Below are 19,343 nucleotides of genomic sequence, written 5' to 3' on the forward strand. Positions count from 1 at the left end.
TTGGCCACCTTGCGACGGCAGGTGAGGAGAAGAGACGAGTACGCCGAGTTACGGCGCAAGTGCGCGGCGATTCTGCGTGACCTCGGGATGCACCGGCCGATGTCCCTCGACGCGATCCGTGAGCGGGTGGAGGAGCTGAGGGGCCGCCCGCTCGTCATCAGGGAACTGCCCGAACAGGCGGCGGTCGCCGGGGCCTGCGGTCTGTGGCTGGGCACCGACGACGCCGACTACGTCTTCTACGAGGCCCGGACCGCGCCCCTGCACCGCGAGCACATCATCCTGCACGAGATCGGCCATGTGCTGTGCGACCACCACCGGGGCGTCACGGTCCGGGACGAGGAGCTGACGGACCGGCTCGTCGGCGGTCCGGCACCCCGTCTCGTCGAACGGCTGAGGGCACGCACCAGTTACACCACCGCCGAGGAACAGGAGGCCGAGATGATCGCCAGCCTGCTCCAGAGCGCGGGCCCGGTCCAGAGCGCGGGCAGGACCGGCCCGGTGGCCGGCCCGCTGGGACGACTCGGCGCGTTCCTGGGAGTGACGGCCGATGCCGGCCCATGAGCTCGCGGACCAGGTCGGGGCGTGCAGCGTCTTCGCCCTGTGGTTCGCCCTCGTCGTGCGGGCCCGGCCCGCGCTGCGCCGGCCCCGCCAGCGAGGACTGTGGCTCACGGTCCTGGCCGCGGCGACCGCCATCACCCTCTTCCAGCCGAGGATCACCGGCCCCCTCACGGACGCCGGCCTGGACGTCCACACGATCGCCCTGACCCGCAACCTGATCGGCGTCCTCAGCGCCGGCCTGGTCCTGCTCTTCATGGTCGGCTCCACCCGCGCCCGCCGTCTGCGGCTGTCCGTGCTGGTGGGACTGGCGGCGACCATGGGGGCGCTGCTGCTCCTGGACCGGCTCCAGACGGACCACCTGCGCGAGGCGAGCCCGTCCCTCCAGGGCCCGGCCGACCCGGCGTCCGCGTACTGGCTGCTCCTGGTCGTCGCCCACCTGGCCGGTGACGCCGTCGCCCTCGTGGTCTGCTGGCGCTACAGCCTGCGCACGGCGGACCGCGATCTCGTCTGGTCGCTGCGGCTGTTCGCGGTGGGCAGCGTCCTCGCGTTCGTCTTCTGGTGCGGCTACCTCTGGCACCTGTGCGGCGCAACCCCCGCCCTGCTCCCCTACCTGTCCCTGATCATCGGCGTCCACGGCCTCGTCCGGGCGGCGTCCCTGCTGGTCCCCACCGCGACCGCCCTCGCCCGCACCTGGACCGCTCTGCGCGTCACCTGGCAGCTCTGGCCGCTATGGCGCGATCTTGTCGCGGCGGTGCCCCACGTGGCACTGGCGACACCGCGGCGGACCAGGCTCCGGGAGGTGCTACGACCGCGCTCCCCCCTCGCGCTGCAGGCGCACAGGCAGACCATCGAGACGTACGACGCGCTCCTGGACCTCCAGCAGTACGTCCAGCCGGGCGCCTACGAGGAAGCCCACCGGCACGCCCGGCGGGCGGGCGTGCGAGCCGATCGTCTCGCCGCGGCCGCCCTCGCCGGAGCGCTGGGCCAGGCCCGGCGCGCCAAACTCGTGGGCACGCCACCGTCCGTCTGCCGCCCCCTGCCCGGCGTGGTGCACGGCAGTCCGGAGACCCTGCTCGGGATCGCCCGGCTGTGGCCGTCCATGACGGACGCGCTGGCCTGCCCCTCTGCCGCCCGCAGACGCTGACCGCGGGGCGTGCGCCGCTCACTCGGACGTGCCGGCCACCTCGCCACGGCGTGGCGCGACATGGAAGTCGAACGCGAGCGTCCCGGGATCCAGGGCCGTCACCCCGCCGTCGACGGTGAGCACGGCGCCGTTCACATACGACGCCGCAGGGGACAGCAGCCAGGCGACGGCCTCCGCGACCTCGCGCGGCTCACCCGGCCGCCCCACCGGAAGGACCCTGGTCACCTCCTCGTACCCGGCCCGGACGCCATCGCCCTCCAGGCCGGCTTCCGCGGCGAAGCGAGCCATACGCCGGTCGGCCATCTCGCTTCTCACCCAGCTCGGACACACGATGTTGGCCCGCACTCCCTGACGCCCGTAATCGACGGCGACGGACCGGCACAGCTGCAGCAGGGCCGCCTTGGAGGTGGCGTACGGGACGTTGCTCGTACCGTTGCGCAGCGCGGAGACCGAAGCGACGGCGACCACCGCCCCGCCCGCCTCCACCAGGTGCGGGATCGCCGCGCGCAGCAACAGGAGCGGCCCGGTGACGTTGGTGCGCATCACCTCGTCCCAGTCCTCCAGCGACACGTCGCCCACGCTCCCGCCGCGCCCGATCCCCGCGTTGAGCACGACGCCGTCGACTCGTCCGTACGCGTCCAGGGCCGCCCGGACCAGCCCCTCGGCGGCCTCGGGGTCCCCCACGTCGGACGGATGCGCGAGTACCCCGATCTCCTCCGCCAGCCGCTGCAACGGCTCACTCCGACGACCGGAGACCACCACGTGGTGCCCCCCTTTACGGAGCAGCCGAGCGGTGGCCTCCCCGATGCCCGTACCTCCACCGGTGACGATCACAACTCGCTGGTCGGCCACTGCGCTTCCGGCTCCTTCCGCACCACGGGACGCCACCGAGCCTAGAACCCGGTGATCCTCTGCTGACGCCTTTGAGCCAACAGCCCGCACCGGAGCAGAGGAACCCCGGCCGCCGCGGCACCCGGTTGTGGTCGCCGCCCACCGGACCACGACCATCACCCCCTGCAACCCGCGGTTCCTCCCCACCCCCGAAGGTCTCCCGCCCGATGCCAGAGCCGGGACGAAGGGTCCGCGGCCCCGCGGTACGCTGACACACTTTCTCCACGAGCCGATGCAACCTTCCCCACATCCGGAGAGTCCACATCTACATGCACGCGTGCGTCTTGAACGGTCAGACCGAGCCGGACTACGGCACCTCAGCGGAGGACACCGATCACCCTCTGGAGACTTCCCAGTCGGAGTCGGGCGGCCTGAAGAACGACGGAATCGCCAAGCACAGGGTCACGGCTGAGAACAACGACAGTCCCGAAGAGACCCCGGGGGCTTGACTTTGATCGACCGCACCACCCCGACGCGGGACGCCGGCACCCCCCTCCCGCAGTCCCCGGCAGCAATACGCGCCGAGCGCCGCCGCATCATCGAGTCCATACGCGCCCTCCGCCGGCTCCTGAAAAAGCGCGGCGCCTTCGAGGTGGCCGACCGCCGTCGGCTGAACCGGGAGGCGAGCCACCGCAAGCGGGCGGAGACCGTCCACGCCGAGACGCTGCACCGCATCGATGAACAGCAGGCGCGGCAAGAGCACTCCCTCACGAACGACTTGAACAGCCTCGACGGCAAGCGCGAGCAGCAAGAGGCGCACGCCCTCGCCGTCCTGCGGCGTGAGTTCATCGAGCGCAGGCTCAGGAACACGCCTCTCACCGTGAGCGAGCTGAACGGCCTCGGCGCCGGCCTGATCCGCGACCTCGCCGCCCAGGGAATCAGCACCGCCGCCGACTTCACCCAGGTGAGCTGGGGCAAGGCACCCAACGGCAAGGGCGGCAACGTCATCTACATCCACCGCGCGGACGGGCACCGGGTCCACATCAACGGCATCGGCCAGCACCGCAGCCGCCCCTTGATGGAGTGGCGGCAAGCCGCCCTCGCCCGTGCCGAAGCCCGTGCCCCACGCGCACTCCCCCCGGACGAACGTCACCGCATCGCCGAGATCATCGAGGCGGAACGCGCCCGGGTACGCGAGGAGTTGACCAAAACCGCCCGCGACGCCGAAACCGCCCGCACCGAGGCCGGGCAACTGCACGCCGAGACCCTGGAGCGCCTCGCCATCGCCGAACGCGATGCCGCCCGCCTCGCCGCGGAGCGCCGGGCCGAATTCGACGCGATGGCGGAACAACTGCTCGCCCTCCAGTCGGAACTCTCCGCACACATGGACCGCTACGGCGACGTCGGCCTGCGCATCCGTCGAGCCCAGCGACGCGCACTCCGGCCGATCCCCGCCGTCCCCACCCTCCCGGCGATCCCCTCTCCCCGCTCACCGGTCGGCCTCGCCGACAGTACCGACGCGACCCCCGCCCCCGCCTCCAGGGACCGTGCCGGCCTCGGCTGGCTGCTGCCGATCCTCTACTTCGGCTTCACCACCGTCGTCGGCGTGGGCGAACTCGCCGACAACACCGCTCCCGTCTGGCTGATGATCTCGTCCCGGATGGTCGCCCTCGCTGCGACCACGGAGCTTCTCCGCCTCTGGATCCCCCGCATGCGCCACAACACGCCGGGGTCGATGCCCTCAGGAGTCGGATTTCAGACCACGGGCGTGTTCCTCGCCCTCACCGCCGCCGGCATGTTCGCCGACGAGGAGTCCGGTGTCTTCGGGGTCGCCTGCGCCGTCTCCATACTCGCCGCGCTGCTGCTTCTGGCCGGAACCGGCCTCCGCATCCGCCCGCACGAGCCCGTCCGATCCTCATGACAAGGCAGCACAAGTTGAACGACAAGGCACCCCAGCAGCCGGAATCTCAGCTCACCATCTCCGAGCCCGAACTCGTAGGGTCTTCGCTCCCCCCGATGCCCCCGGCACCGCCCACGGTCCCCGTGCCCTGGAGCGCCACCTCACCGGGCCGCCGACGTAAGCGCGCCCTCATCGCCGGCGCCGCCGCGGTCCTGCTCGCGGGTGGCGGCATCACCTGGTGGGCACTGACCGGCGACGGCGACCCGATCGACCACGTCGAGGTCTCCGGCGGCAAGCTCGTCACCGACGACAGCGACTCGTACAGCGACAGCGAGGACTGCGACGACACCGACGAGTTCGACTTCAACGACTGCGACTACAGCGACTCGGAGGACAAGGTCTACGAGTTCGACTACAAGATCACCAACAAGGGGAACGAACCCGCCAACTACTCCGTCATCCTCAACGCCTTCGACGAGGACGGCGACTACGTCGGCCAGACCTACATCGGCTCGACCCACCTGGCCCCCGGCAAGACCGACACCGACGAGAGCGAGTTCGACGAGTACACGACCCTCGAAGACGGCCGCGAGCTGTCCGACATCACGTCCGTGAAGGTCGCCTACGTCGAGCGTGTGGTCCTGGCCAACTGATACCGGCACCCCGGCGCCCCGGCGGTTCCGCAGCATCGCGACCGCCGGGACCGGCTTCAGCTTGCGGCCGGAGCGGGCCGGGTTGACGTGACCAACAGGTCAGCGACCCTTTTCGGCGGGCTCGAGAATCGCCACGCACTCCACGTGATGCGTCATCGGAAAGATGTCGGTCTGGACGCAAGCGTTAAAACAGCAGGTCAGAGATTCCTTCGCGTCCCGAATGAGGGCCAGCAGGCGCCCGGAGCGTCAAATGAGCGTCACGGCCGTACGTGTTCCAGCAGCTCCGGTTCCCGCTCCAGGCGCTCCTCCGTCCACCGGATGAGGTCTCTGACCAGGGCAGACGGCGTGAAGCCCGGGCCCTGCAGTGCGCGCCCGATCTGCGATCTGCTTGAGCGAGAGCCCGAGCGACCGCAGGCTCTCCACGTGAAAGATCCTGCGAACGTCCTCGGCGGAGTACTCGCGGTAGCCCCCGGCGGTGCGACCGGTCGGTCGCACCAGCCCGAGGGCGTCGTAGTGCTGGAGCATCCGGGCGCTCACCTCCCAGTGGCGGACGACATCACCGATCAGCATTCCGCGGTCCCTGCAGCAGTCTCCGTCGACTCGGTCGGCTCGGCGGCATCCGCGGCATCGGCTCATTCCGGACCGAGGGTCACGATGCGCTTTGCCTCGTCGTGGCCACCTGGAAACCGGTCTCCGGGTTCCGCCGCAGCAGCTCGGTGGCACGGGCGTGCGCGGCCACCGCCGGGTCGGGCTCGCCGCGGGCCGTTGCCAGGGCGGGCTCGGTCACGTCGCCGAGGTCGAGAGGGCCCGGCTCAGGCTCAGCTGCACATTGCGGCCGCCACGACCGAGCTCCATGACTAGCTCACCGACCAGCTCCCCCTGCTCCTCCTCGGGCACGAGGACGACCGCGACGCGCCACGCGTTCCGCGCCACCTCGTCGGTGTCGTGCAGCATGTCGCGCGTGATCCAGGCCCACGCCCTCCTCTCCGATCTTGGAGAGCGTGTACAACGCCTGGTTGCGGGCCCGGGTGCGCCCGGAATCGTCCCGGCGCATCCGGGGCAGGGTGATCTCCGCTGAGAGGCGGGTCAGCGCCCAGGACAGCATGTCCCGCACGAAGAAAGCCCGGCTCGACCGTGCACCGCTCGACGAGCGTCTCCAGCAAGCCCGGGTCGGGTTCCGAGCCGATCGCGAGGGCTGCCTGAAGCCGTACCGACGAGTCCTCGGCACTCAGGGTGGCGGCCACGCGGGCGTGCTGCGGGGTTCCGTTGGCCGGGTGGATCGAAACCACCTGCTGCACCCAGGGGACACCTTGTCACGGTGTCAAGGTCAAGTCCGTGACTGGCCTGCGAGTCAGCGCACGGCCAGGCCGCAGGCAGCTCCGGGGAAACCGATTTCGTGGTGACGGCTGCTCATTGCCGGCGCCCTCTGATAAGACTGCTACTCGTCACACTTATCGGTGCGAGGCTCGGCCGGGGTGACCCACCGAGGGGGGTGGGTCTGCTGGGTGCCAACCTGCAGGAGCTGAACACCGGGAACGCAGGGGGGTTGGGCGATGCATTCCGTTTCTGAGTTCCGGCAGTGGCTCCTCGGGAGGCCGCAGCTGGTGGTGCAGATCATGCGCCACGTCGAGAAGGCTCATAGTCCCGCACTGCTGAACTACCCGGGTGCCCCCGCCCCCGCAGCTCGTCGGCGACAGTCAGGCGCGCGGCTCTGGATCAGCCGGGCCCCGGAAGAAGTGCTGAACGCGCTGTGCCACTGCGGCCTGAATGTCGGTTGCTCGCAACTGACGGAGCTGGGGCAGGGGGACTTCCTTGACGATCCGAATCCGGATCAGCTCGTCCGGATGGTCGAGATACTGCCGCCTGAACTCGCGCAACTCGTTGTTTTCGGGCTCCAGTTGACATCTCACCTGCCGACTCACCGGTTCACGGAAAGCCATGCCGAGGAACTCCGGAGAGCGGTGGATGTCAAGGGAGAACCGGTAGCGGCCGACATCTGGGAGCGGTCGTCCTGCGCCCCGGCGATGCGGAGTGATAAGGGCGAGGCGGCCAGCGAGGGCACCGGTTCGGTGGTGCGGCCCCAGGCGCCGGCTGTGCCAGACTCTGACGGACTGTCACTGCAAACTGAGGCGCTTCGCGAGCAAGCCGCTGAACTCGCGGACTGGCTGGTGGCGTTCGCCGCTTCCGTCAGGGAGGGACGCCAGCCCGACGGACCCGAGGCATTGGTGTGCGGCGTGAAGTCCTGGCTGCGGAAACGGCAGCTCCTGGCCGAGGCCTTCGCGATGGCGGTACCCGCGGCGGCCGAAGACGCGGAACCCTCCGGCCCCTGGGGCCCGGACGCCGGCTGGCTCGCGGCCGCCGCGCTGACTGAGCGGCTGCGCGAGGAGGAACGGGAACGCGAACGGGTCGCTCAGGAGATCGCCGCGGTGGTGCAGGCTCGCGACGAGGCGGTGGGGTTGCTCGAGCAGGCCGTCAGTGACCTGATGCGGAAGACCCTCGCCGACCAGGTCGCGCAGTTCGACCGCAAGCTCCGTGAACTCCGTGGCAACCCCGTGGCCGACACCACGTCGTCCGAGACGGAGAGCGACTCCTCGACGGACGCCAGGGCGGACCGTGTGTCTCCGGACGAAGGTGACGGCGAGACGGATCCGGGGCCGGACCCCGCTCCCGGCACCGGCCCGGCTCCCAGTGACCGGCCCCTCGGCCCGGAGGACGAAGCCCATTGGCCTGGCGCGGACCACGGGGTGCGCGGACAGGGCGACATACCCGCGTCTCAGGACGGGGAAGCCGGGGACTCGAGCAGCGGCGGAAGCACCCCGGAACTGGTCGAGGCATCGACGACGGAAACCGCGGCCCTCAGCCCTGAGGCCGGAGCCGTCGAGCGGACCGACGAGACGGCGGCCGAGGACACCGCCGCCGCCCAAGTCCGGGTGGAGGCCGCTTCCCCTGGCTCCGGCGAGCCCCTGGATGACAAGGGCCGGACCGGCGGGGACTCGCGCGAGACCCCTGCACCCACCGCTCCCCGGCCCCTTGCGCCGTCCCCCACCGAGCCCGGCCCCGACGAGGCGACTCTCGCCCCGGCCGACGGCTGGGCCGGATCCGAAGCCACCGTGGAGGTCCTGGTCGCCGAGGGCCGGCTCGCCGAGGCGTACTGGGTGAGCCGTGCCGCTGGCGCCTCGGAGCACCGCACGCTGGCCCTCGCTTTCGCGGACGCTGCCTTCCACGATTCGCCCGCCTCAGCCTCCGACCTGCAGGTGAAGGCCGAGGAGTGCCTGGACGCCGTCACGCGAAGCCGTCCCCTGGAGGACGACCGCGAAGCCCAGTTCATGCTGCTGACGGCAGCCGTGCGCAGCGGCATCTCGGCCCGCTGGGCGAGCAGCGTCCTCACCGGCGAACACACGTCCGTCCCCGGTCTTGCGGACCCCTGGGCGAGGGCTCTCGACGGATTGGTGCTCGCCGTACGCAAGGGCGCGGAGATCAAGCCGGGTGGTCTGCGCGCCGGCGTCGCGAACGCCGAGGCCAACCGGTTCGAGAGGATCGCCGACCAGGCCCGTCAACTCGCGGTCGACCTGCCGAAGAGGAAGATCCGCTATCAGCGGGCCACGGTCGTCCTGCAGGCGCTGGCCGCGCCCGAGGGGGTACTCGGCGAGACCCTACACACGATCGAGGAGTGGGCCAGGAAGGGCGGCAAGTCCAGCGCGGAGAAGCTGTCCGGGCTGATGGAAGAGCACTTCCGGCGCGCCGATGCCGCGGACCGCCTGATCGATGATACCGACCGGGCCAAGCGCACCACCAAACAGGCCAAGAACGACATCCACTCCGGCGCCCGTCTCCAGCTCCGTACGCACGTCAAGAGTGTCCAGGACCTCCTGAAGGCTGCCCTACACGCCGCCGAGGCACCGACGGCGTCGGGCAGCGGCATCATCGGTCCCGAACTGCCGGCAGCGCTTGAGGCCGTCAGGGAAGCAGGGCGGCCCCCGGGTGTGGGCGGCGCGCTGTTCGACCTGCTGGTGCGATGGCTCGACGGCTCCTACGCGCCCGTACCCAGGGACGAAGACGTCCGGTTCCCGCCGCCGGCGGACGCGCTGCTGATGCTGCCGGGCCTGTCCTGGTGCTCAAAGGACGGCAGGTATCTGCCCGACATCACCGGCCCGGAGGCGCACTCCGCGCTCGCGGACATGGTCGGCCCGAACGACCCAGCCCGCGCCCTCGCCTGGCACCGCACCCATGGTGACCTGCACCTCGCCGAACGCCTGCTGAATCGGATCTCCCGGAGCGAGGTGCCCGGCGTCGAGCTCACGGCAGCCCAGCTCGCCGAGCAGCGGCAGGCGATCTCCGACGCGGCCGACCAGTGGAAGGAGCGGTGCGCCGAGGAACACCGCAGCGCCCAGCTGGCGCTGGCCCGGGTCCGCGCACAGAACCTGCTGACCCACGAGCGGGAGCGTGAGTTCACCGGTCGCCTGCTGGATCTGGACGGCGACGGCCACGGTGGCAGCTTCGGAGAGCGCCTGCGCGCCGTCGAGCAGGTCACCGAGGACCTGCGCCTCTTGGAGCAGGAGCGCAGCGCCGAACTGCGCCGCCAGCTGGGACAGGTGCAGCTGACGGAGCAGGACGCGAGCCGGATCCGCGACCTCCTGGACCGCGGTGAGACGGTGGCGGCGGAGGAGCTCCTGACGTTCGTCCGCCGGGGGCAGCCCTTGCCGGAGCCGACAGAGCCGGCCGGAGAAGTCCTCTCCCGCTTTCTGGCGGGCGTGGCCCACCCGGACGCGCCCAAGCCCGACTCGTCCGGCGGCAGCGCCCGATGGTGGGCGCACCATTACGCTCCAGGGGAGGCACTGGTACAGAACGCCCTGTCCGGCCTCGACGCCTGGGACCGGCTCGGGCAGGCGATGGACGCCCGGAAGGTCGGCAAGGCGGTGGTCAGCGTGCTGCGACTGCTCGGCCTGAACGCCTCCCAGCCCAACGTGGAAGAGGCCAGTTGGGGCGTTACCCGGCTGAGCGTGCGGGCGGACATCACGGAGAGCACGCCTGGTTACGTCGCCGCCCTGGGCTCACACGCCCGTCGCATGTACAAGGTCGTCGTCATCACCGACGAGTTGCGCGGTGAGGGCCCGCTGCGCCATCTGCCGGCATCGGCGATCGAGGCCAACATCATCCTGTACACGCAGCCGCTGGGCGTCGAAGGCCGTCGCAGGCTCGCGCAGGAATCGCGCGGCCGGAGCCACCAGGCGCTGGTCGTCGATCCAGCCGTCGTCGGCTGGGTGGCCGCGCAGGCGCCGCGCTCCTTCCGCGCCGTCCAACAAGTCACCCTGCCGTGGACCGGCTACACCCCGTACACCCCGCATGTCGCGGGTCTGGTGCCGCCCGAGGTGTTCAAGGGCCGCACCGACGAGATGCGCGCCGTCCTCGACCCGCAGGGGCCGATCTTCCTCTTCGGGGGGCGCCAGCTCGGTAAGTCGTCCCTGCTCAGGCAGGCCGTGGAGGTGTTCCAGAAGGACGATCGGGAGAACCGGGTCGCCGTGTACGTCGACCTGATGAAGGCTGACATCGGACACGCGGAGCCACCGGAGGGCATCTGGCGGATGCTGCTGGCCGAGCTGAAGCGGCGCGGCGTAATCAGCGAGAGCGTCGCCGACCGCGCGCCGGGCAACGTGATCGCGAACGAGGTCCAGCAGTGGATCGCGGAGCGGCCCGAGCGCCGTCTGCTGCTGCTCGCCGACGAGGCCGACGCGTTCCTCACAGCGGACGCCCAGGCCGTCTACACCGGCGGCGGCCAGTCCACCTTCCCCACCGTGAAGCGGCTGCAGCGGCTGATGGAGGACACCGGGCGCGACTTCAAAGTGGTGTTCGCCGGTCTCCACCAGGTTCAGCGCTTCAACCGGCTGATCAACGTGGTCACGGCGCACGGCGGGCGCGACGTGCCGGTCGGCCCGCTGAAGCCGCAGGACGCCGTGGAGCTGGTGGAGGAGCCCATGGCGGCGGTGGGTCTCACCTTCGAGACCCGCGACCTCATCTGGCACATCCTCGGCCTGACCAATTACCAGGCCAACCTGCTGCAGATTTTCTGCGATCGCCTGGTCGCCTACATGCAGCAGCGATCCATGCCCGCCGAGGGCCGGCACGGCCCGATCACCTGGGAGGATGTCCAGCAGGTGGCCGGTATGGAGGAGGTCCGCGGGCTGATCGCGGAGCGCCTTCGTTACACCATCAACCTGGAGGACCGCTACCGCGTCCTCGCCCTGCTGATCGCTCTGCGCAGCTTGGAGCAGGGTCACGGGCACGGGTACCGGCCCGCCGAACTGCTCGAGCGCGCCCACGAGCGATGGGCGGACGGCTTTCCGCTCAATTCGGAACGGCAACTGACCATCTACCTCGAGGAGATGGTCAACCTGGGCCTGCTCATCCGGCTCCCCGGGGATGAGCGCATCTACGCCATGCGCAGCCCCAACGTGGTGAACATGCTCGGCACCCAGCCCGAGCTGGAGAACGAGCTGCGCGACACCCAGTTCGACCTGCCCTACGACTACAACCCGAGCGTCGCCCGCCGCTCCCTCGGTACGGACCGGCGGACTCGGGTGCAGCGGATGAGCCCGCTGACCGACGGGCAGCTGAGCGACATCCTCACCCATCCGGCCCGCACCACGCTCGTGCCCTGTACCCCGGCGCTCAGCGCCGACCTGGTGGAGCGCGGCATCCAGCTCCACATCGACGGCCACGGCCTGACCGTCGTGCGCATCGGCCCGGACGACGACCTGACCGATTTCATCACGGCCAACTCCCGCCGCAAGAGCGGCTCCCGGCTGCTCTTCGTCGACCTCAGAGGCCAGGACACGGCCCGGCTGCAGGAGGCCACGGACCGGCTCCTGGACCACACCCGGGTAACCCAGCCCCGCACCGACAGCTCGTCGTCGGTGCCGCGTCGTTACGCCGCCGTCCTGTGTGACCCGGACACCGCCGCGGGCGTGGTGTCGGCCGCCGGACTGGTGCGCCCCGAGCGCTGGACGGTGGACAGCGTGCGCGCCTGGCCGGAGTCGCCCTTCGGCTCCCCGCGTGAGCGGCGCAGCCTGATCGAGGTGACCGGCGGGTGGCCGACGCTGGTCGAACTCGCCATGCACAAGGTCCGTTCCGGCATGCGTCAGCAGGACGTCTTCGACGAGCTGCGCGCCGAGATGACCGTACCGGAGCGCGCCAAGGCCCACCTGGAGCTGGCGGGCCTGAACTCCGACAACATCGGCCGACTCACTACCTGGGCGCAGTTCTACACCGACGAGGAGCACAGCGCCGGGGTCGCCATCACCGCCGCGGGCGACCTGCAGGCCGCCTTCCAAGAGGCACGTCTGTACGAGGAGAGCGACGCCGAGAGCGCACTCACCGCCGCGGAACGGCTCCTGGACCGCCTCGACCTCCTCGGCGTCCTCGACGTCACCGACCGGGGCCAGACCCTGGACCCGGTCACCTTCCGGGCCGTCAAGGCGATCGGCGGCGACCTGTGACCACCGGCCTGTGGGATGGGAACGAGCCGGGCGGGACGCACGGTCGGCAGGGGGCGCAAGTGCGGGAGAGCGGGGCCGCCGTCCCGGTCCCGCCGGCTTCCGAGCGCGACCTGGTGCGCCTCCCCGGCCCGCGCCGCCACCTGGACCGGCTGGAGCGGGACCTGAGATCCGGCCGCAGCTGTGTCTGGTACTTCCCGGACCCGATGGTCGGCTCCGGCCGGGCGGAGCTGTTCCTGAGGGAGCTGTACACCCGATTTGAGGAACCCATACCGGTCCCGGGCGCCATCACCGGGCTCGCCGACCGCACAGGCGGCCGTGGCAGCGCCGTCGCCATCCCGCCGCAACGCTCCACCACGCCCGGGGCGGAGGGCGCGTCCGCCAGGGCCGGCGACCACTTCGCGCTCTGGCACGATGACGACGGCTTCGACGCCGAGGACCCCTACGGTGCCTTGCTGAGCTCACTGGCCACCGCCTCGGCCAGTCCGCCACCGTCCTCCAGCCACCGCGGCGGGGGCCCGGACGTCGCATCGCTCACGTCGATGTCGCTCGGGGAACGCCTGGCCAAGGAACTCGGCGTCACTGGCGACCCGTTGAGCGAGCTGGTCAGGCGGACGGACCGGCTCCGAAACGACGTAACCGGCGACGGCGATCTGGAGGACGACGCCCTGCCGAGCGCACCGCCGCTGATCGTGGTGCGCGGCTGGGACGAGGACTCACCCGAGGAGATGGGCCGTCTGCTCCGCACCGCCCATGCCACCTTCCGCGACGAGGGCATCGGCGCGGCACACCGCCCCTGCTTCCTCATCACCGCCCGCATGGGCGACCTGCCCAGCAGCGCCTTCGGCGTCGGCCCGAGCCACGACCACGTCACCTTGCACTGGTGGTGGCGGGTATGGACCCGCCTCGATAGTGAGGTCCTGCTCGCCTGGCGGCCCCGTCCGAACGTCGATGCCGCCGAGGCACTGCTCCACCGGGTGACCGACGCGGTCGCCGCCGAGGTTTGCGGCCCCGACGTCGACAGAGTACTCGCCCTACAAGAGGCTTGGACGGGCGGCGATCTCGACTCCCTGCGCAGCGCCCTAGTCGGCATCCTCCCCAGCGAGGCGGCCCTCCCGGACCGGGCCTGGCCCCGCCGCATGTCCATCGCCCACGCCTCCGCCCCCTCCGCAGAGCTACGCGAGGCCTGGTCGACCGGCGCCGTCGACAGCTGGGACGGCCATGTCCGCCCGGTCCTCGGTCACCACCTTCTCGACCCTGACTCCACGGAGCTGCGCACCCTCGTCTGCCACGCCCAAAATCGTGTTCTGCTGCCCCTCATAAACGAGGCCCGCACCGCCTTCATCGATCTGGTCCCCGGCCTCCTGCGCAAGGAGATCAGCCTCGACTATTTCCGCGAACAGGCTCGCTCCCAGTACCAGGTCAAGAAGCAACTCCCTGCCGCCCCGCTTGTCGAACTGGAGGTGGCCGACCTCCAGCGAGCCTCCCGCCTCCTCACCCTCACCACCGAGCAGCGGCGCCGCCTGGAGATCCTCTGCGACGCCCGCAATCTCCTCTCCCATCTCCAGCCACTGGCCCATGGGCAGCTCATGGCTGTGACTCAGGCACTCATCAGCGACTGGGTGGCGGACGACGGGTGAGTGGCCCCTGGGGCGCTTCCGGGCAGGCGGGCCGCTGCATGCGCTGGATACACGCGATGCCTTTCCCCGAGGTCGGCTCACCAGGTTCGGTGGCCTGCTCCAGGAGCCAGGAGAGCTCCCCGCACCGTCCGGTACGGGGAGCCGGGCACGGCCCCCTGGAGCGCCGGCGGCTACGCGGGATCCAGCACGGGCTTCGCCGCTAGTCCGCCGTTCTGCTCGCAGCGCAGTTCCCTGGCCATGGCCAGCGAGAAGGAGTCCGGCTCGGCATCTTTGTATGCCTTGAGTTCGTAGAATTGCGACAGTGCGTCCACCGCGTCGGCGCCGAGGCCGCGTTGGGCCCGCATGTCGCACAGCCAGTCGTCGTCGGTGGCGAGTGCCTGCGTCCCACGTCCAGAGCCACCTTTTCCTGCTCCGTACCCGTGGAGGGGCGCGCTGGCGTGTGCTGTCGCCGCCCTCTTCCTCCCGTCGGCGCAGGCGCTGCAGAAACCGGTCATCGAGCTGCGCGAGTGTCTCGGCGACTGGGAGGGCGACCTCGTCGTCGGCGCCCGCAGCCAGTCCGCCGTCGCTACGCTCGTCGACGCTGCCCGAGCGTGCGCGCAGGAGCCTTACCTAGGATCAGGGCTCTGAGGTGGCCCGCCATCACGAGCTCGCGCCCTACTTCAGCGACGGGATCTCCTTCGCACGCCCCGCCAGTTTCTGGGAGCGAGGGATGAATGAAAACACGAACGGTTTGATCCGGCAGTACCTTCCCAAGTGCACAAACCTGTCCCTGCACACTGCGGACGAGCTCCGCTCCATCGAGCGCCGGCTCAACAGCCGACCCCGCAGAACACTGAATTGGCAGACCCCCCGCATTCGCCGCAGCTCTGGCACTCTGAGCCTGCAATGTTGCGACGATCATGCGAATCCACTTAGAAGCCAAGCGTCGGCACTGGTCCACTTTTCAGCCGGCACCGACAAACCCGAGATCTGTCGCCGTATGGCCCGAGCCCAGAGAACATCCCTAACGCGCTGCTCGACGGGTTAAGCCCGACAAGTCGATTGACCCGCCCTATCTGATCCAGGACGACCACCTAAAGCTCCGTCACAAACAGCGTCGAACGAGCGTCGATACGTTTCCCGAACCCGTCTCTTACGGAGTTGAGGCAGAGCGTTCTGGACCCACCCCCCGCTGCGAAACCGCAGGTGAGCCACGTGGCGGAAACCTAAAACATGCTCCACGCGGTGAACCTCTGGAAACAGGTCGAGCACCACCGACCACATCTGGAAAACCCAAGAAGTCGCAGGTCAGAGCCCCTTTGCAGCAGGCTCCAAAACCGCCACGCACTCCACGTGCGACGTCATCGAAAAGACATCAGAAGGGGGAGGAACTGACGTATTCCCAGGTCAGAAGCCATTCCTAGCCCCAACCATAGAACACTGCAGACGCCCGGAGCGTCAAACGAGCGTCACGGCCGAGGCATGAGCTGGCCTTCGCCCAACGAGGCCCAGCCAGCGGTGGGCGCTCGCTCCGCCTCACCGGCGCCGATCCACATCTCATTGAGCCTTTTCAGCGCGCCCACCGATCGAGTGACGAGGTGGAGGGCACCAGTCGGCACCGCGGTTGCAGCCACGCCGCTCCCGGTAACGGGTGTGTCCAGCGAGTGGTGTAACTCGTGGGTCGATTGTTACTGCTGAGTCGCGGTGAGGCGGCCGTCGAAGGCGATGTCGAAGGCTTGGAGGGCCGGCTTCCATCGCCGGGTCCAGCGCTTCGCGCCGTTCCCGGTCGGGTCCAGGCTCATGACCGCGAGGTAGACGCACTTGAGGGCGGCCTGCTCGGTGGGGAAGTGCCCGCGGGCGCGGACGGCCTTGCGGATCCGGGCGTTCACACTCTCGATTGCGTTCGTCGTGCACACGATCTTGCGGATCTCCACGTCGAACTGGAGGAAGGGGACGAACTCCGCCCAGGCACGTTCCCACAACCGCACGATGGCCGGGTATTTCGCTCCCCATTCCTCGGAGAACTCCCAGGAACCGCTCCATGGCGGCCTGCTCGGTCGGTGCCGTGTAGACCGGGCGGAGGGCCTTGGCGATCTTGTCCCAGTCCTGGCGGCCCGCGTACTTGAAGCTGTTGCGGAGCAGGTGAACGACACACGTTTGCACGATCGTCGCAGGCCAGACGGTGGCCACCGCGTCCGGGAGTCCGCTCAGTCCATCGCAGACCAGCATCAGGACGTCCCGCACCCCCCGGTTCTTGATCTCGGTGAGGACCTGAAGCCAGTACTTGGCGCCCTCGCCGCCATCGCCGACCCACAGGCCCAAAATGTCGCGGGTGCCCTCGGCGGTCACGGCCAGCGCCATATAGACAGGACGGTTCGCGACCTGCCCGTCCCGGACCTTGACGTGCACACAGTCGATGAAGACCACCGGATACACCGCGTCCAGGGGCCGGTTCTGCCATTCCAGCATGCCGGCGACCACGCTGTCGGTGATCGTGGAGATGGTCTGCTTCGACACCTCGGTGCCGTAGACCTCGGCGAGGTGTGTGGAGACCTCCCCGTGCGTGAGGCCCTTGGCCGACAGCGACAAGACCATCTCGTCGATCCCGCCAAGCCGCCGCTGCCGCTTCTTGACCAGCATCGGCTCGAACGTGCCCGCCCGGTCCCGGGGAACCTCGATCTCGACCGGGCCGACCTCGGTGACCACCGTCTTCGCCCGGCGCCCGTTGCGGTAGTTCTCCCGCCCGCCTTCAGACTTCTCGCCGTGCTCGTGGCCCAGATGGTCGGTCAGCTCGCCCTCCAGGGCTGACTCCAGCACCCGTTTGGTCAGCTGCTGCAGCAGACCTCCTTCGCCGGTCAGCCGCAGCCCATCGGCCTGGGCCCGCGCCACCAGCTGGGCGACCAGCGCGTCATCCACACCCGCCGCCGGCTCTTCTGCGCGGCCCTCAGTCTCGGTGACACTCACGTCGGTCATCAACTTCCGCTTCGTGCGCGGGAGTTACACCGATCACCATACAAACCCGCGCAAGGAAGTGCAGGTCATGCCAGGTTTTCGGGTCCGCCAACGCGCTTCCGGGAGCCTGAAGGCTGTCCCGTTACTGCTGCTTGCCATAGGCGCTCAGCCTTTCCCGCGCTGGGTTCCGATGAGCGCGGGGACGTTGTCAGTGGGCGAGGGCACACTGACGTGCATGATCACCTCTTCATCCACTGCAGATGATGCCTCTGGCCCCTCCCTTGTCTGGGTGGAGTCGATGGGCGGCCCTCTGATCGTCGTCCCCGTCTCCGCCCTGGCCTCCTGGGGCGGGTGTACGGAGAGTGGCCGTATGGCGGGAGACGCCACCGCCCCAGACGACTACGACCGGGCCTGCGCGGTGGACGATCTGGCCGGTGTGATCCCCGTCGACGAGAACGGTGCGCAGGCACTGGTGCTGGCTGACGAGCCGGCGACCAGCTGCTATCTGCCCCAGCACCGAGCGTTCCTGCGGTGGCGCGCCGCTGACTCCGAGGCCGGACTGAGAGTCGCGGCGGACACTGTCCTCGCAGACCCGTCCACGGTGTGGGAGGAGTGCGGCACCTGGGTCTCGGACGGTCCGGCCGTGCTCATGGACTCCGCCGAAGCGGGCTCCGACTTGGGCGTCGAGTACCCCGATGGGGGGATGCCCGCCGAGGCGTCAGTTCCACTGCCCGCCGGCCGCTGGAGGGTCCGCGCCACGCAGACCAAGGTGGACGAGGGGAACTGGGTCGGACTGGTCCAGCTCCTGCCCGCCGAATCCTGAACGGACAGTACTTCGGGCCGGGCGCGGTCAGTCGCGGCGCTCAAGGTTGTGCAGATGGGCGATGCCGAGCATCGCGTGGTGCACGCCATCGCCTTTGAGGCGGCAGTCGCGCAGGATCTTCCAGGTCTTCATCCGGGCGAAGGCATGCTCGACCCGAGCGCGGATCGTGCGGTGAGAGGTGTTGTGCTCTTCCTTCCAGGCAGGCAGTTCGCTCTGCCCAGGGTTGCGGCGGTGTGGGATGACGAGCCCAGTTCCTCGATAGCCTCCGTCGGCGATCACTGTGGTGTTCCCGACGGCGGCCTTCGCCCCGGATAGCTCCCATGCCTTGCAGTCGTTGCGGTTGCCCGGCAGTAGCCGGCCGACTACGACCACCAGTTGGGTGTCTGCGTCGATGACGACCTGGTGATTCGTCGAATACCGGTAGTTCTTGGACCGCTCCGCCACCGCGTGGTCGCGAGTGGGAACCAGAGTGCCGTCCACGATGAGCACGGCGTCCTTGCGAAACCGCTTCCGGGGCCGGAACGCGAGAAGAGGCCCGACGTGCCTGACGATGCGGCCAGCCGCGGACTTCGAGACACCGAAGAGCAGTGCGAGCTGCCGCAGTGTCAGGTTGGTGCGCCAGTATGCAGCGACCAGAAGCACCCGGTCCTCCAGCGGAATCCCCCATGGCCGGCCCTGCCGAGCGACGTCGGCGCCTTCCCGCCGCAGGGCACGCACCACCCGGTTGAACTGGCGCGGAGCCACACCAGTGAACGGGGCTATCCAGGACGGCTCAGACGCCGTGATCACGCGTGGCACGGGCGAGATCATCGCAGGGCAAGATCACTTACGGGACAGCCCTTAGAGCGTCAAACGAGCGTCACGGCCGCTGAGCGGTGAGTCGTACGGCGAACTGCAGTGGCCGCTCGGGCTCCACTCGGAGCATCACTGCAGTAGCTCATAGAGGTCGTTCGTGGTCGGTGAGTGGCTGGAAACCCAACCCTCACCGCCTGCCCCACCGCCGCCTGCGCCTGTCTTGGCGCCGCCTCGGAGAGGAGGACTTGAGGTCGGTCATCCACGCCGACGAGACGGAAGAACGCCGCGCTGATGTGTTGGTCGGCGTCAAGATCATCCAACCGGAAGTCCAGGAAAGGGCGCCGGTTCCCGATCGGCGGGCGGGGATGGTTCGCGGGAGGGTATGCAGTCTTTCTGGTCAGCATCGGCATCGCTGCGCTGGAGCGGACGGCCACGCTCCCGGCCGCGCCGCCGACAACGAATCCGCATCGGGGAGTTCGGAAGAGACGCAGACCCGGGCTCTCTGGCCGCATGCCTCTGGCACCTCGCGACGCTCGCGTCCCGGGCACGGTCGGCGGGCCACCGCCTCTACTGCCTTG

10 protein-coding genes and 3 pseudogenes are annotated in these 19,343 nt (G+C 69.6%); 7 read left to right on the top strand and 6 right to left on the bottom strand.

All coding sequences use genetic code 11. The features are described 5' to 3' along the window. Positions 1-21: 21 nt before the first annotated feature. Both AB0K92_RS27405 and AB0K92_RS27410 read left to right on the top strand, forming a co-directional pair. Positions 22-561 (top strand): regulator component, encoded by a 540-nt coding sequence (locus AB0K92_RS27405; protein WP_365927122.1) that lies wholly within the window; start codon positions 22-24, stop codon positions 559-561. Beyond that, positions 548-1,702 carry an MAB_1171c family putative transporter gene (locus AB0K92_RS27410; protein ID WP_365927124.1) on the top strand — a complete coding sequence of 385 codons (1,155 nt, stop codon included), beginning with the start codon at positions 548-550 and terminating at the stop codon, positions 1,700-1,702. Before AB0K92_RS27405 ends, AB0K92_RS27410 begins: the two co-directional genes overlap by 14 nt. Before the next feature lie 18 nt (positions 1,703-1,720). On the opposite strand, the gene AB0K92_RS27415 is transcribed toward AB0K92_RS27410, so the two are convergent. Then, on the bottom strand, positions 1,721-2,554 hold the full coding sequence (locus AB0K92_RS27415; RefSeq protein ID WP_365927126.1) for an SDR family oxidoreductase: 834 nt from the start codon (positions 2,552-2,554) through the stop codon (positions 1,721-1,723). 484 nt (positions 2,555-3,038) lie between these two features. Between AB0K92_RS27415 and AB0K92_RS27420 the strand changes: the two genes are divergently transcribed. Both AB0K92_RS27420 and AB0K92_RS27425 read left to right on the top strand, forming a co-directional pair. Then, entirely contained in the window at positions 3,039-4,454 is a 1,416-nt protein-coding gene (locus AB0K92_RS27420) for a hypothetical protein (protein ID WP_365927128.1), read from the top strand. 95 nt (positions 4,455-4,549) lie between these two features. Continuing rightward, positions 4,550-5,086, top strand: coding sequence for a hypothetical protein (locus AB0K92_RS27425; RefSeq protein WP_365927130.1), 537 nt, complete (start codon positions 4,550-4,552; stop codon positions 5,084-5,086). 263 nt (positions 5,087-5,349) lie between these two features. Here AB0K92_RS27425 and AB0K92_RS27430 read toward each other — a convergent pair. Beyond that, positions 5,350-5,656, bottom strand: a pseudogene (locus AB0K92_RS27430) (MerR family transcriptional regulator); the annotation flags it as partial. 62 nt (positions 5,657-5,718) lie between these two features. Continuing rightward, positions 5,719-6,330: pseudogene (locus tag AB0K92_RS27435) on the bottom strand (HEAT repeat domain-containing protein). Between the two features lie 360 nt (positions 6,331-6,690). Here AB0K92_RS27435 and AB0K92_RS27440 point away from each other — a divergent pair. Together AB0K92_RS27440 and AB0K92_RS27445 are read left to right on the top strand one after the other, a co-directional pair. Next, positions 6,691-12,579 carry a hypothetical protein gene (locus AB0K92_RS27440; RefSeq protein ID WP_365927132.1) on the top strand — a complete coding sequence of 1,963 codons (5,889 nt, stop codon included), beginning with the start codon at positions 6,691-6,693 and terminating at the stop codon, positions 12,577-12,579. 59 nt (positions 12,580-12,638) lie between these two features. Beyond that, positions 12,639-14,216 carry a hypothetical protein gene (locus AB0K92_RS27445; protein WP_365927134.1) on the top strand — a complete coding sequence of 526 codons (1,578 nt, stop codon included), beginning with the start codon at positions 12,639-12,641 and terminating at the stop codon, positions 14,214-14,216. A gap of 170 nt (positions 14,217-14,386) precedes the next feature. On the opposite strand, the gene AB0K92_RS27450 is transcribed toward AB0K92_RS27445, so the two are convergent. Beyond that, the gene (locus tag AB0K92_RS27450) at positions 14,387-14,560 is read right to left on the bottom strand and encodes a hypothetical protein (protein ID WP_365927136.1); all 174 of its coding nucleotides are present in this window, start codon (positions 14,558-14,560) and stop codon (positions 14,387-14,389) included. Between the two features lie 1,323 nt (positions 14,561-15,883). Further along, positions 15,884-17,168: pseudogene (locus AB0K92_RS27455) on the bottom strand (IS256 family transposase). Positions 17,169-17,445: 277 nt separating this feature from the next. On the opposite strand from AB0K92_RS27455, the gene AB0K92_RS27460 reads away from it, so the two are divergent. Continuing rightward, positions 17,446-17,970, top strand: a complete 525-nt coding sequence (locus tag AB0K92_RS27460; protein ID WP_365927138.1) for an Imm21 family immunity protein — start codon at positions 17,446-17,448, stop codon at positions 17,968-17,970. A 27-nt stretch (positions 17,971-17,997) separates the two neighbouring features. On the opposite strand, the gene AB0K92_RS27465 is transcribed toward AB0K92_RS27460, so the two are convergent. Next, the gene (locus AB0K92_RS27465; protein ID WP_365927140.1) at positions 17,998-18,768 is read right to left on the bottom strand and encodes a transposase; all 771 of its coding nucleotides are present in this window, start codon (positions 18,766-18,768) and stop codon (positions 17,998-18,000) included. Positions 18,769-19,343: the final 575 nt, after the last annotated feature.

This window comes from Streptomyces sp. NPDC052687, assembly GCF_040678395.1.
Taxonomy (GTDB): Bacteria; Actinomycetota; Actinomycetes; order Streptomycetales; family Streptomycetaceae; genus Streptomyces.